This is a genomic window from Microbulbifer mixtoriginis (SeqCode), from assembly GCF_052467235.1.
In genome coordinates this window covers 1,217,200-1,230,395 of the sequence record NZ_CP174305.1, presented here as the reverse complement: position 1 = coordinate 1,230,395, position 13,196 = coordinate 1,217,200, and the positions used below count along the sequence as shown (strand labels likewise).

The 13,196-nt window shown below is 52.9% G+C and carries 12 protein-coding genes; 9 read left to right on the top strand and 3 right to left on the bottom strand.

The features are described from left to right. The first annotated feature begins 17 nt into the window (after positions 1-17). Positions 18-383 (top strand): VOC family protein, encoded by a 366-nt coding sequence (locus ACJJIO_RS05475; RefSeq protein ID WP_444910370.1) that lies wholly within the window; start codon positions 18-20, stop codon positions 381-383. A gap of 116 nt (positions 384-499) precedes the next feature. On the opposite strand, the gene ACJJIO_RS05470 is transcribed toward ACJJIO_RS05475, so the two are convergent. Further along, a complete protein-coding gene (locus tag ACJJIO_RS05470) occupies positions 500-2,311 on the bottom strand; it encodes a hypothetical protein (RefSeq protein ID WP_444910369.1) in 1,812 nt (603 codons plus the stop codon). A 704-nt stretch (positions 2,312-3,015) separates the two neighbouring features. Continuing rightward, positions 3,016-4,278 carry a 6-phosphofructokinase gene (locus ACJJIO_RS05465; RefSeq protein WP_444910368.1) on the bottom strand — a complete coding sequence of 421 codons (1,263 nt, stop codon included), beginning with the start codon at positions 4,276-4,278 and terminating at the stop codon, positions 3,016-3,018. 280 nt (positions 4,279-4,558) lie between these two features. On the opposite strand from ACJJIO_RS05465, the gene mpl reads away from it, so the two are divergent. The 4 genes from mpl (at position 4,559) to ACJJIO_RS05445 (ending at position 9,595) form a co-directional block, all read left to right on the top strand. Next, a complete protein-coding gene (gene mpl, locus ACJJIO_RS05460; RefSeq protein WP_252083129.1) occupies positions 4,559-5,947 on the top strand; it encodes a UDP-N-acetylmuramate:L-alanyl-gamma-D-glutamyl-meso-diaminopimelate ligase in 1,389 nt (462 codons plus the stop codon). A gap of 29 nt (positions 5,948-5,976) precedes the next feature. Continuing rightward, positions 5,977-6,603, top strand: a complete 627-nt coding sequence (locus ACJJIO_RS05455) for a flavin prenyltransferase UbiX (RefSeq protein WP_435583650.1) — start codon at positions 5,977-5,979, stop codon at positions 6,601-6,603. 21 nt (positions 6,604-6,624) lie between these two features. After that, positions 6,625-6,900, top strand: coding sequence for an Rdx family protein (locus tag ACJJIO_RS05450; protein ID WP_286036977.1), 276 nt, complete (start codon positions 6,625-6,627; stop codon positions 6,898-6,900). Between the two features lie 118 nt (positions 6,901-7,018). Next, the gene (locus tag ACJJIO_RS05445; RefSeq protein WP_252083128.1) at positions 7,019-9,595 is read left to right on the top strand and encodes an efflux RND transporter permease subunit; all 2,577 of its coding nucleotides are present in this window, start codon (positions 7,019-7,021) and stop codon (positions 9,593-9,595) included. A gap of 77 nt (positions 9,596-9,672) precedes the next feature. Here ACJJIO_RS05445 and ACJJIO_RS05440 read toward each other — a convergent pair whose 3' ends face one another. After that, entirely contained in the window at positions 9,673-9,975 is a 303-nt protein-coding gene (locus tag ACJJIO_RS05440) for a peptidylprolyl isomerase (protein ID WP_286037026.1), read from the bottom strand. Between the two features lie 33 nt (positions 9,976-10,008). Here ACJJIO_RS05440 and ACJJIO_RS05435 point away from each other — a divergent pair, with 33 nt between their 5' ends. The 4 genes from ACJJIO_RS05435 to rsfS all read left to right on the top strand — a co-directional run bounded on the left by ACJJIO_RS05435 (position 10,009) and on the right by rsfS (position 13,195). After that, positions 10,009-10,725, top strand: coding sequence for an LON peptidase substrate-binding domain-containing protein (locus ACJJIO_RS05435; protein WP_252083126.1), 717 nt, complete (start codon positions 10,009-10,011; stop codon positions 10,723-10,725). Positions 10,726-10,813: 88 nt separating this feature from the next. Then, positions 10,814-12,097 carry a glutamate-5-semialdehyde dehydrogenase gene (locus ACJJIO_RS05430; RefSeq protein ID WP_444910367.1) on the top strand — a complete coding sequence of 428 codons (1,284 nt, stop codon included), beginning with the start codon at positions 10,814-10,816 and terminating at the stop codon, positions 12,095-12,097. Further along, the gene (nadD, locus tag ACJJIO_RS05425) at positions 12,075-12,818 is read left to right on the top strand and encodes a nicotinate-nucleotide adenylyltransferase (protein ID WP_444910366.1); all 744 of its coding nucleotides are present in this window, start codon (positions 12,075-12,077) and stop codon (positions 12,816-12,818) included. Before ACJJIO_RS05430 ends, nadD begins: the two co-directional genes overlap by 23 nt. Then, the gene (gene rsfS / locus ACJJIO_RS05420) at positions 12,818-13,195 is read left to right on the top strand and encodes a ribosome silencing factor (protein WP_252083125.1); all 378 of its coding nucleotides are present in this window, start codon (positions 12,818-12,820) and stop codon (positions 13,193-13,195) included. The genes nadD and rsfS overlap by 1 nt, the downstream gene beginning before the upstream one ends. The last annotated feature ends 1 nt before the right edge of the window (position 13,196 follow it).

The following is a 13,196-nucleotide window of genomic DNA, read 5'->3' as shown; positions in this document are numbered from 1 at the left end:
TATCGGGAGAGCTTGGTATGAATAATCATGAAAAAATTAATTATGTAGAGTTCCCATCTAAGAGTCTGGCAAAGACCAAGGCTTTTTTCACTGAGGCCTTTGGCTGGGAATTTACAGATTATGGCCCCGAGTACTCCGCTTTCTCCGGCGCAGGCTTGGACGGTGGCTTTTTTCAGGCGGATATGCACAGCTCAGCAGTGAATGGTGCCGCGTTGGTAGTGCTTTATAGTTCTGACTTGGAAGATACGTTACAAAAAGTCGAGCGGTGCGGAGCTAAGGTGGTCAAACCTATTTTTTCTTTCCCCGGAGGAAGGCGCTTTCATTTTGCCGAGCCCAGCGGCAATGAATTTGCGGTTTGGTCAGATATCGGAGAGAAACAGTAATTTTTAGGTTGCACCAATCAATAAGCCCCCGAGGGGGCTTATTGATTGGTGCTAAGAAATTTTCACTGAGCCCTCAAGCTGATAATTCAGTTTGTTTCTCATCGGCTAATTAAGCGCTAATAGATATATACTGCTCCGCTAGAGTATGCCGAATTATCTTGCTGATTGCCGCCGATGCCCGTGGCGCCACTATCTTCATGAAAGGCCCCTACCGCCAAGGTCTGGCCATCTGCGCTGAGGCTGATATTACCAAAACCAAAATAGTCTCCCTTTTCGGTATTACTGGCTTTTAGGTAGGCCTTCTGTTGCCAGTTGTCCTCACTTCGGGCGAAGATATACACGGCACCAGACCAATCTGCACTATTATCGCCTTCATCGCCATTAATGCCAATGGCACTGCTACCCTCCCGAATGGCTCCTACCGCTAGGGACTGGCCATCGGCGCTAAGACTGAGAGATCCACCAAATCGGTCATAAGAATTTGTATTACTTGCCTTAATATAAGCTTGTTGCTGCCAAGTATCGTTGTTGCGAATAAAAATATAAGCTGCGCCAGCACCCGTTGCCTGGTTGTTATTTGCATCGCCATTAATACCGGAAGCATTGCTACTCTCAGCTGTAGCTCCTATGGCCAGGACCTTGCCGTCTGCGCTTAAACTGAGTGAAGAACCAAAATAATCACCTTCATCAGTGTTACTAGCTTTTATGTAAGCCTGTTGTTGCCAGTCGGTGTCACTGCGGGCAAAGATATACACCGCACCAGAATTATATGTACGATTGTTACTTTGATCGTTGTTAATACCGGTAGCACTGCTATTTTCATTTGGTGCGCCCACTCCGAGTATCTGGCCATCGGCACTGAGGCCGACAGTATAACCAAAAAGGTCATTTTCATCGCTATTGCTAGCCTTTATGTAGGCCTGCTGTTGCCAGGTGCCTTTATCTCGGGTGAAGATATAGACTGCTCCGCTATCCTCTCTTGAAGCCCCAACAGCTAAAGTTTGGCCATCGCTACTAAAGCTGAGTGAATCACCGAAGTTTTCAGAGGCATCTGTATCACTGGCCTTAAGGTAGGCTTGTTGCTGCCAGTCATCTTCATTGCGGGCGAAGATATAAACACCACTATCAGTACCTACTGCGAGAGTCTGGCCATCGGCATTCAGACTGAGTTCTGAACCAAAATACTCCCACTTTCTATTGTTGTTGGCTTTAAGGTAGGCCTGCTGTTGCCAGCCGCTTTCACTGCGAGTAAATATATACACCGCACCGGATTCATCTGCATCATTATTGCTTCCATCTCCATTAACACCTGTGGTGTTACTATCCTCTCTAGGTGCCCCTATTGCTAGGGTCTGGCCATCAGCACTAAGGCTGATTGCTTTGCCGAAATCATCGTGGGCATCTGTATTACTCGCTTTGAAATAGCCAATGCTTCCGGTCAGTAAAAAATCGTCAACAGAAAGTATCGTTGAATCACTACATCTTTCTTGAGATCCCTCACCGTTGCAGGCCTGTAGAATATATTGCGCATTAGTTCGGGAATAGAGTGCTGTTTCTAGCTTGAGTGTTAGGGATTCATTACCTTGGGGAATATATTCAGCAACCCGTCTAAAACCGGAGACCCCATCGGGGTTTTCCAGTAAATGATAGTGGCTGGCATTTTCAGCATCAATCCACGCGAAGCGGAACTTCTTTATTGCCTCAAAACTTAAAGCAATTAGCTTTACTTGCTCTGGTGCAATAGAGGAGTCACCTCCATTTGAGGGATCTTCTGTTGCCGGTGGAGTACCGTTTCCTGTTGAAGGGGTACTTGCTACCGGTGGATTTTTTTCAGCAGTATCGCCGGTGCTACTGCTACCAGATCCGCCACCGCTACAACCGGATAGGAGTAAGGCAATTAGGGAGATCTTTATAATTTTTCTCTTCATAACTTTTAACCGGTTATCTTTGGCGCCTGATTATGCAGTTTGAATCTATAGAAATTCAAATGTTACTTTCTATAATTTTTTTTTCACAAAAATTTTTTTAATTGGCAGGCTTCTATAGATTATGTTTTCGAGAGTTGAAAATTTTGCACTTTGGTGCCACTTGCTATTTGGATGTTTTTTTAAGAGTTCTGTACCAAAAGGAAGGGTGTATTTTTGCAATTTTCAGGATTTTTGATTTTATTTTTGTTTGGTGGATGAGCTGGAGCGGCGATTTCTGCGGTTGTGGCTGATTTTTTTGAGTGGGTTGTGTCTACATGCTAGGGCCTGATTGAGATGAGAGTAAATATAAAGTTACCACAAAGAAAAGAGTATCTTGTTAGATATTTTCAGTGGTATTTTTGGAGGGTTTAGGATGATGGTTTTTTCTGGCTTTAGTGGCAGGTTGGTGGTGTCAATAAGATATTTGAGATTTTAAAATGAGAATAAAGGGGGATCTGGTGGCATTTCAGCTCCAGGCAGTCAGAGTTGAAGATAGTAAGAGCCATATCAGGAACAGACGTTTCATTTAGCTAAATTGTATAGTAATGATTTTTTATTTTGATTGGATGTAGAGTAGCAATAACAAGCGCTTAAACAATATTCAATAAAAAAGCCCCCGGTTTTATTCGGGGGCTTTTTAAAATCTGGATGAAAGAGTTTTAAGATTACACCTTAAACTCAGTATCCAGCTTCTTTTCCACCAGCTGCTTTTTTAATTTCGCATACTGGGGTACGCCGTTTTTGTAGGGTGGGTAGTCCTCGCCCTGAATTAACGGTAACAGGTACTCGCGTCCCGCATCGGTAATGCCGAAGCCGTCCTCGCTAATATATTCTTTCGGCATAAATTTTTCGACGTTGGCCACTTCAGACAATGGCGCTTCCGCGATAGACCAGCTGTACTCTTCACCTTCTGCACGAATAATTGCCGGCATAATGGCGTTTTTGCCGGCTGCCGCCATTTCCACGGCGGCGCGACCGACGGCGTAGGCCTGCTCCACATCGGTGGCGGAGGCGATATGGCGGGCGGCGCGTTGCAGGTAGTCGGCCAGTGCCCAGTGGTATTTCAGGCCCAGCTCGCTTTTGATCATATTGGCGAGGGTTGGTGCCACACCGCCCAGCTGCTTGTGACCGAAGGCGTCGGTAGTGCCGGCATCGGCGAGGAAGGTGCCGTCTTCGTACTGGGCGCCCTCGGAGGCGGCGATTACGCAGTAGCCTTTCTCGTCCACGGTCTTTTGCACCTTGGCCAAGAACTTCTCTTTATCGAAGGCCACTTCTGGGAACAGGATAATATGTGGTGCATCGCCTTCCTCTTCCTGGGCCAGGGCGCCGGCAGCGGCAATCCAACCCGCGTGACGACCCATCACTTCGAGGATAAAGACCTTGGTGGAGGTGGCGCACATGGAGGCTACGTCCATGGCCGCTTCCTTGGTGGAAACCGCAACGTATTTGGCTACGGAGCCGAAGCCGGGGCAGTTGTCGGTTAGCGGCAGATCGTTGTCGACCGTTTTGGGAATATGGATGGCCTGAATTGGGTAACCCATGGTCTCAGACAGCTGCGAGACTTTCAGGCAGGTGTCAGCGGAGTCGCCGCCGCCGTTATAGAAGAAGTAGCCGATATCGTGGGCCTTGAATACTTCGATCAGGCGCTCGTACTCTGCGCGGTTCTCTTCCAGGCTCTTCAGCTTGTAGCGGCAGGAGCCAAAGGCGCCGGAGGGGGTGTGACGCAGTGCGGCGATGTCTTCCACACTTTCCTGGCTCACGTCGATCAGTTCCTCACGCAGTGCGCCGAGGATGCCGTTCAGCCCCGCATAGACTTTACCAATTTTGTCCTGGTTTTCACGGGCAGCTTCTATTACGCCGCAGGCGGAGGCATTGATTACGGCAGTCACACCACCGGACTGCGCGTAAAAGGCGTTCTTCTTCGACATGGTTATCCTGTTTTCATAGAGATCTTGGGAAGTGACCCGATCCGGTTGTCCGCCGGACGCTCTTCGGCGGCGCCAGTGGGGAACTCCGGGAGCTCGTATCGGGTGTCGGCCGTAGCTGGAAAATTCCTACCACCCTACCAGGGGTGAGGCCGATCTGTGCGGGGGCGGAGTCTAATGGAATAGCGAGTAAATTGCATGGCAAACGGGGCATTTGGCAATTACTGGCCTGTTTTGCCGTGGTAAGCTTGCGCCGCAACCCCCAGGAGTACAGATTTTCGCCATGCATATCCATATTCTCGGTATTTGCGGCACCTTTATGGGCAGCCTAGCCCAATTAGCGGTGGCCGAAGGACACCGGGTCACCGGTAGCGATGCCAATGTTTACCCCCCCATGAGCACTCAACTACAGCAGGCGGGTATTCAGATCACCGAGGGCTATGACCCGGCTCAGTTGGAGCCGGCCCCAGACCTGGTCATTATCGGCAATGCCATGTCCCGCGGTAATCCCGCCGTGGAAGCGGTACTTGAACAGGGGCTGGCCTATACCTCCGGTGCCCAGTGGCTCTGTGACCACTTCCTCGGTGGGCGCTGGGTACTGGCAGTAGCGGGCACTCACGGCAAGACCACAACTGCCAGCATGTTGGCCTGGATTCTGGAAGCGGCGGATATGCAACCGGGCTTCCTGATCGGGGGGGTGCCAGGCAACTTTGGAGTGTCTGCGCGCTTGGGGGATTCCCCTTTCTTTGTGGTGGAGGCGGACGAATACGATACTGCCTTCTTCGATAAGCGCTCTAAGTTTGTGCATTACCGCCCACGCACAGTGATTATCAACAACCTGGAGTTCGATCACGCCGATATCTTCGACGATTTGGCGGCGATCCAGCGGCAGTTTCATCATCTAGTTCGCACGGTGCCCGGCAACGGCCTGATTGTCAGCGCCGCAGAAGATAATGTGGAGCAGGTATTGCAGCAGGGTTGCTGGAGTGAAGTTCAGCGCTTTGCCAGTGAGGATCAGCCGGGAATCAGTGCCGGCGACTGGCGAGCGGTGAATATTGCCGCGGATGGCAGCAGCTTTAGTGTGCTGTTCGAGGGTGCCAAAGTGGCGCGTGTGGAGTGGGATCTCACCGGTATGCACAATGTGCGCAATGGTCTTGCCGCTATGGCTGCAGCTCGTCATGTGGGCGTGGTACCTGAGCTAAGTGCCACCGCACTCGGACGTTTTCAGGGCGTAAAGCGCCGTATGGAATGCCTGGGCGAAGTGGCTGGTATCCGCGTTTACGATGATTTTGCCCACCACCCAACTGCGATCGAATCCACGCTTACGGGCCTCAGGGCCAAAGTGGGCAAGGACAAGATCATCGCCTTGATTGAACCCCGTTCCAACACCATGCGTATGGGCGTGCATCAGGGCCAGTTGGCCAGTGCCTGTAGCGGTGCGGATATGGTGTTGTGGTATCAGCCCCAAGGGATGAATTGGTCGCTGAATGAAGTTACTCACCACTCTCCGGTGCCGGCCAAGATTTTTGACACTATCGAGAATGGTGTGGAATCGGCACTGCAGCTCGCCGGTGAGGGCAGTCATATCGTGGTGATGAGTAACGGCGGCTTCGGTGGTATCCATCAGCGTTTGATTGGAGCCCTGGAGCAAAAATATAACTATTCGACCTGAAAAGAGTCAGCACTTTAGTGATCGGGGAAGTGATCTTGCAGCAAGCCACATTTAATAAAACCGTTACCCTGGCCATGACTGGGGCTTCCGGGGCCCAATACGGCCTGCGTTTGTTGCAGTGCCTGCTCGCTTCTGGCGTGCGCGTCTGGCTGTTGATGTCTGAGGCGGCCCAGGTAGTGATCAATACAGAGACCGACCTGCAACTGCCGGAGGGCGACGATGACACACTGCAGGCTTTTCTCGCCGATCGCTTCGGCGCGCAGGAGGGCCAGTTGAAATTGTTTGGCAAGCGCGACTGGTTTTCGCCGGTGGCATCCGGCACTGGAGCGTCGGCCAGCATGGTGATCTGCCCGGCCAGCGGTGGCACTTTGTCGGCCGTTGCCTGTGGAGCTTCCAATAATCTGATTGAGCGCGCTGCGGATGTGGCGTTGAAGGAGCGCCGCCAGTTGATTTTGGTTCCGCGCGAGGCGCCTTACTCGGAGATTCACCTGGAAAATATGCTCAAACTCACCCGCATGGGCGCGATGATTCTGCCGGCCAGCCCCGGTTTTTATCAGAAGCCGCGCACGGTCGAAGACATAGTCGATTTTGTGGTGGCGAGACTGCTCGATCAGTTGGGCGTGGAACAAAAGTTGTTGCCGGCTTGGGGTGAGTAGGTCACAGGGAGATAAAAAATAGTGAAAGCGAGCATAACCATCCACTACTGTGTGCAGTGCAATTGGATGTTGCGGGCTACCTGGATGGCCCAGGAGTTGCTTCACACTTTTGCGGATGACCTACAACAGGTTGCATTACAACCCGGAACTGGAGGAGTATTCGAAATCCGCATTGGTGAAAATTTGATCTGGGAGCGCAAGCGCGATGGCGGTTTTCCCGGAGCAAAGGAACTCAAGCGGCGCGTGCGGGACCTATTGTTTCCCGAGCGCGATCTGGGACATATCGATACTCCCTGAAAATATTTCCAATAGCGCCGTGTAAACGCAAATTTTGTATTTGCACCAGCACTGCCGGGGCGATCAAAATATGCGCCGTACTGCGGCCCACTGATTTATTGGATAGAAGCAAAAACCTATGCTGTCAGCTTTCAAGAACTCGTATGAATACCTGGTAACCAAGCGGCCACTGGCTGTGTTGGTAGTTATCGGCCTGCTCACCCTGCTGGCAGCGATGGGCTTGCCCCGCTTCAAGATCGATGCCTCGGCGGACTCCCTCACCCTGGAGGCCGATGAGTCCCTGGATTATTTTCGTGAGATCGCCGAGCGCTACGCTAGCGGGGACTTCCTGGTGGTCACCTATCGCTATAAGGATGGCGACCTGTTTAGCGATAAATCTCTACAAGCTCTGGCCAAGTTACGCGATGAGCTGGCCGGAGTAGATGGCGTTTCCAGTGTACAGACCATCCTCGATGTCCCTTTGCTGTACAGCCCCAAACTGTCTTTAACCGATATCACCGATGAGATTCGCACTCTGTCCCAGGCAGATACTGATCGAGACCTGGCCCGACAGGAGTTTCTCTCCAGCCCTATTTACCGCGAATTGATTCTGAGCCCGGATGGCCAGACCACCGCACTGCTCGCCAATCTGACGCTGGATAGCCACGGTATAGAATTGGTACGCGAGCGCGATGCCCTGCGCCGCAAGCGCAATAGTGAGGGCCTGAGCCCGGAAGAGGCTGCGCGCTTGGAAGAGGTGAGTGCCGTCTATTTGGAGCACCGCACTGCTCAGGAGTTGGAAGCGCGGGCGCGAGTTGATGAGGTGCGGGGGATTCTCGCCGGTTACAAAGGCGAGGCAGAGTTGTTCCTCGGCGGTGTGACCATGATCACTTCGGACATGATCACTTTTATCAAAAGTGATCTGGTAGTGTTTGGTGTGGGCATCCTCGTCTTCATTATTCTGACTCTGTTGCTGATCTTCCGTCAGCCCCGTTGGGTGCTGTTACCGCTGCTCACCTGTGTCACCACCGCAGTGACGATCCTGGGCCTGCTCAGCTGGCTCGACTGGCGCATGACTGTGATTTCCGCAAACTTTGTCGCGCTGCTGCTGATTATTACCCTGGCGATCACCATCCACCTGGCGGTGCGTTACCGCGAATATATTGCGCAAAACCCCGACTGGAGCCGTGAAACACTGGTGCTGCAGACTGTGCGGTTTATGGCCAAGCCCTGTCTGTACACGGCCCTGACCACTATCGTTGCGTTTGTATCGCTGGTGGTGAGTGGTATTCGCCCGGTTATCGACTTTGGTTGGATGATGACGATGGGGGTAACTCTAGCCCTGATGTTGTCCTTCCTGATTATCCCCAGTTTTCTGATGATCCTGCCCAAGCGCCAGGGCAAAGTGAGTGCGGATAATTCCCATGCATTTACCCTGCGTTTCTCTAGCTTTGCCGAGCGCCATAAGTTTGTGGTGTTGGGGGTGTCCCTGGCCGCTGCGGTGATCAGTGTGGCGGGAATGCTGCAGCTTAAAGTGGAAAACCGCTTTATCGATTACTTCGATGATTCCACCGAAATTTACCAGGGTATGCTGGTGATTGACCGCCGCCTGGGCGGCACTGTGACCCTGGATATTATCCTCGACAAGCCTGTGGAAGAGGAGCCTGCCTTCGAAGGTGAGGAAGATCCTTTTGCCATGGAAGTGGAGGAAGATCCGTTTGCGGTAGAGGAAGATCCCTTTGCCTCAGATGACCCTTTCGGCGGAGAAGAGGAGTCTCAGGAACAGAGTTATTGGTTCACCGTAGCTGGTCTCAATACCTTGGAACAGTTGCACGATTACCTGGAGGAACAGCCAGAGATCGGCAAGGTGCAGTCCCTCGCCACTCTGTACAAAGTGGCTCGTGACTTGAAAGGTGGCCAGCTCAATGACTTTGAGTTGGCGGTGGCCAATACCAGCCTGCCGCCGGAAATTCGCGGCGTATTGGTAGATCCCTATCTCTCGGTTGAGAACAATCAGGCCCGCATTACCCTGCGGGTGATGGAGACTGATCCGAATCTGCGCCGTGGCGAATTGATCGAGCGCATTTACGATTACGCGCATAATGAAATGGGTATAGCGCCGGAAAACATCCACCAGACAGGACTGCTGGTGCTCTACAACAATATGCTGCAGAGCTTGTTTAAGTCCCAAATCCTGACCCTGGGGGCGGTATTTGTGGGCATCCTGTTAATGTTCCTGGTGTTGTTCCGTTCTCTGTCGATTGCCATTATCGCGCTGGTACCGAATATGCTGGCGGCCTGTGTGGTACTCGGTGGTATGGGGCTCGCCGGTATTCCATTGGATATGATGACCATCACCATTGCGGCGATTACCGTGGGTATTGGGGTGGATCACGCGATTCACTATCTGTACCGCTTCCGCGCCGAGTTTGCCAAAGACGGCAATTACCTGGCTACCATGCATCGCAGCCATGCAACTATCGGTCGCGCCATGTTCTACACGGCGATCACCATTATTGCCGGCTTCTCGATCCTGGCGCTGTCCAAATTTGTGCCTTCTATTTACTTTGGCCTCTTGACCGCCTCGGCCATGTCCGCGGCACTGCTGGGCTCACTGACTTTGTTGCCATTGTTATTGGTGATATTCAAACCTCTGGGTGCCGGTTCTGTAGATAGAAGTGAGGTGGAAATTCCAGAGGGGGCAGCCAAGGCCTGAGGGAATATTTTTTAGAGTTAGCAATAAAAAGCCGGGCAATTGCCCGGCTTTTTATTAGCAGATTAATTCGCGGAGAATTAATCCTGGCGGCTGGTGATTTCCAGAAGGTGGTAACCAAACTGAGTTTTTACCGGGCCGTGTACCTTGTTCAGTTCCTCAGAGAAAACGACCTTGTCGAACTCCGGCACCATCATACCCTTGCTGAACTCACCCAGGTCACCGCCGGAACGGCCGGAAGGGCATTGGGAGAACTGCTCCGCGATTTTGCCGAAATCGGCGCCATTTTCGATCTGATCTTTCAGTTCCAGGCACTTGTCTTCGGTCTGTACCAGGATATGGCGGGCTGTTGCTTTAGGCATGAATAGTCTCCATTCGTTAATAAACCGCAGCAGCTTAATGGCTGTGGGTCGTGCTTGCCACCGACAATTACCGGGATTCCGTGGAATATTGCACTCAAACAATTGGATTGGCGCTTAAAGGCCTCGCCAGAAATCTCGGTGATCCTGTTGGCAGTGGTATCTTTAGTACTTCAACCCACCCAACGAGAGAGCATTTTGCAACAGATCCCCCTTTTTCCCCTGAGCGTGCCCCTCTATCCAGGTGTTGCGCTACCTCTGCGTATCTTTGAACAGCGTTATCTGCATTTGGTTAGCGAATCTCTGAAAAATGAGAGCGGCTTTGGTGTTGTTTTGATTCGCTCTGGCGGCGAGGTGGGCAACGCCTCGGTTTGGCCCCTTGGGGTCTATGTGCATATTGTCGATTGGAGTCAGGGAGAGGAGGGCTTGCTGCATGTGCAGGTAGTCGGGCGGCGGCGCTTCCGCATCAGTCACACCGAGCGGGCTGAAGACGGCCTGTTGCTGGGGGATGTTGAGTGGTTGCCGGATAATGCCCCCCGGCCGATACCTGCAGATTGCGATGGCCTAATGGCAGTGCTGGAAGAGTTAAAGGAGCGTGCCAAGGATCTTTCACTCAAGTTCGATAATGTCGACTCCGCCGATGCCCTGTCCTGGCAACTGGCCCAGTTGTTACCCCTTGAGGATAAAGCGAGAGTGGATTTGCTGGCCCTGGAAGACCCCTTGGCCCGTCTCGCCAATATTGCTGAGAACCTGGATCGTTGGAGCAGGGAGTAACCCAGCAGTAGGAATCCATTTATGCCGTTTAAACCCCCGGCTGCTGGGTTATACTGCGCGGCCGACCGGATTTCGCACGGAGAGCCAAGTGACCACGACAGCCAGCACTGATCAGCAATCTACCCGCGACAAACTCGAACAGATGGGGCGAGCCGCTAGAGAAGCTTCTCGCACAATGGCGCGCGCAGATACTGAGGTCAAGAACCGTGCCCTTGCAGCAATTGCTGCCGAGTTGGAAGCCAATCGGATCGAACTGGCCAAGGCCAATGCGGCTGATATGCAGGCCGGACGCGAGCGCGGTCTGGATGCGGCACTGCTCGACCGATTGGAACTCAATGATGAGCGCATCGACGGTATGATCGAAGGGCTGATACAGGTGGCCGACCTACCGGACCCGGTGGGGGAAATTGAGGATTTGTGCTATCGCCCCAGTGGAATTCAGGTGGGTAAGATGTGTGTGCCCCTGGGAGTAGTGGGCATTATTTACGAGTCCCGTCCTAATGTGACTATCGATGCGGCCAGTCTCTGCCTGAAATCCGGTAATGCGACTATTTTACGTGGCGGTAGTGAGGCGTTGCAGTCCAACCGGGCTATCGCCGCCTGCATCAGTGCAGGGCTGCGCGAGGCCGGCTTGCCACAAACGGCTGTACAGGTAGTGGATACTAGCGACCGCGCTGCAGTGGGCGCCCTGATCACCATGCCCGATTATGTGGATGTCATAGTGCCACGTGGTGGCACCGGCTTGATCGAAAGGGTCAGCCGCGAAGCCAGTGTGCCGGTGATCAAACACCTGCACGGCGTTTGTCACGTCTATATCGATGACCTGGCTGACGAGCAGAAGGCCTTTGAGATCGCCTTGAATGCCAAGACCCACCGCTACGGCGTTTGTAACGCTATGGAAACGCTGTTGGTGGCCGAGGCAATTGCCGGGAAAATTCTGCCGCGCTTGGCTGAGGCCTATACGCTGAAAGGCGTAGAATTGCGCGGGTGTGAACGCAGCAGAGAGATATTGCCACAGATTAACGTAGCCAGTGACAGCGACTGGAGTGAGGAGTACCTTGCGCCCATTCTCGCTATCCGTGTCGTGGCGGATATGGATGGCGCAATGGATCATATTGCCCGCTATGGCTCTGGCCACACCGAGGCTATTGTGACTCAGGATTACAGTCGCAGTCGTCGCTTTCTTGCCGAGGTGGATGCCAGCTCGGTGATTATTAATGCCTCCACGCGCTTTGCCGACGGGTTTGAATACGGCCTGGGGGCGGAAATCGGTATCAGTACTGATAAAATCCACGCCCGTGGACCGGTGGGGCTCGAAGGGCTCACCTCGCAAAAGTGGATTGTGCTCGGTGACGGGCATATCCGCCGATAGTTTTTCGGGCCCGGCAGCCAGCAAAGAGGTAATTTTGGCAACTAAGCGGCAGACCATCGCCTTATTCGGCGGCACTTTCGACCCGGTGCACTTCGGCCATCTGCGCATGGCGCTAGAGCTGCGCCAGGCCCTGGGTTTCGATGAAATGCGTCTGTTACCCAGCCATCAGCCTCGCCATCGTCAGAGTCCAGGAGTTTCCTCACGCCAGCGTAGTGAAATGTTGGCGCTGGCATTGGCTGGTTGTGATGAATTGCAGCTGGATGAGCGGGAACTACAGCGCGGTGGCGACACTTATACGGTAGATACCCTCGAAGCGCTGCGTGAGGAATTGGGGCCACAAGTGTCTATCAGTTTCTGTATGGGTACTGACTCCTTGTTGACCTTGCATCGCTGGCATCGTTGGCAACGCCTGTTGGAGCTGGCTCACCTGGTCGTTGTGACCAGGCCCGGCTGGCACTTGCCGGAAGCGAGCGCAGCCACTGGCAATGCCGAGCTAGCGAAATTGCTGCAGCAGCATCGCGGCAACGTGGCCGATTTACATAAATATGCCTCAGGTCGCCTGGTTTTGCGCGCGCAAACCCTGCTGCCAATTTCCGCTACACAGATTCGCCAGTTGCTGGGCAGCGGCCAGTCTCCGCGTTTCTTACTGCCAGCAACGGTGTTGCAATATATTGAAGACCATCAACTCTACACAGAATCGGTTGCCACTGGTGACCAGTAATGAATCAAGGTGTTATGACAAATATTAAAGATATCGCGCTAAATGCTCTGGAAGATCTGAAAGGCAAAGACATTGTCGCTCTGGATGTTTCCGAATTCTCTGATGTGATGGACAACCTGGTGATCTGCACCGGTACCTCCAGCCGCCAGGTAAAATCGCTGGCGGAAAATGTGGTGGACGAACTCAAGAAAGAGGGGGTGCGCCCGATTGGTGTTGAGGGCAAAGAGCAGGGCGAGTGGGTACTGGTGGATTATGGGGATCTGGTAGTGCATGTAATGCTCGCGGATGTGCGCAATTTCTACGACTTGGAAAAACTCTGGTCTATGACTCCAAATACCCGCGATGAGGCGGATGGTAGCGATCCCCATCAGGGTTGAT

Excerpts from the sequence above, each read along its gene's own strand:
- ACJJIO_RS05475 (WP_444910370.1), top strand. The coding sequence starts at position 18 with ATGAATAATCATGAAAAAATTAATTATGTAGAGTTCCCATCTAAGAGT.
- ACJJIO_RS05470 (WP_444910369.1), bottom strand. The coding sequence starts at position 2,311 with ATGAAGAGAAAAATTATAAAGATCTCCCTAATTGCCTTACTCCTATCC.
- ACJJIO_RS05465 (WP_444910368.1), bottom strand. The coding sequence starts at position 4,278 with ATGTCGAAGAAGAACGCCTTTTACGCGCAGTCCGGTGGTGTGACTGCC.
- mpl (WP_252083129.1), top strand. The coding sequence starts at position 4,559 with ATGCATATCCATATTCTCGGTATTTGCGGCACCTTTATGGGCAGCCTA.
- ACJJIO_RS05445 (WP_252083128.1), top strand. The coding sequence starts at position 7,019 with ATGCTGTCAGCTTTCAAGAACTCGTATGAATACCTGGTAACCAAGCGG.
- rsfS (WP_252083125.1), top strand. The coding sequence starts at position 12,818 with ATGAATCAAGGTGTTATGACAAATATTAAAGATATCGCGCTAAATGCT.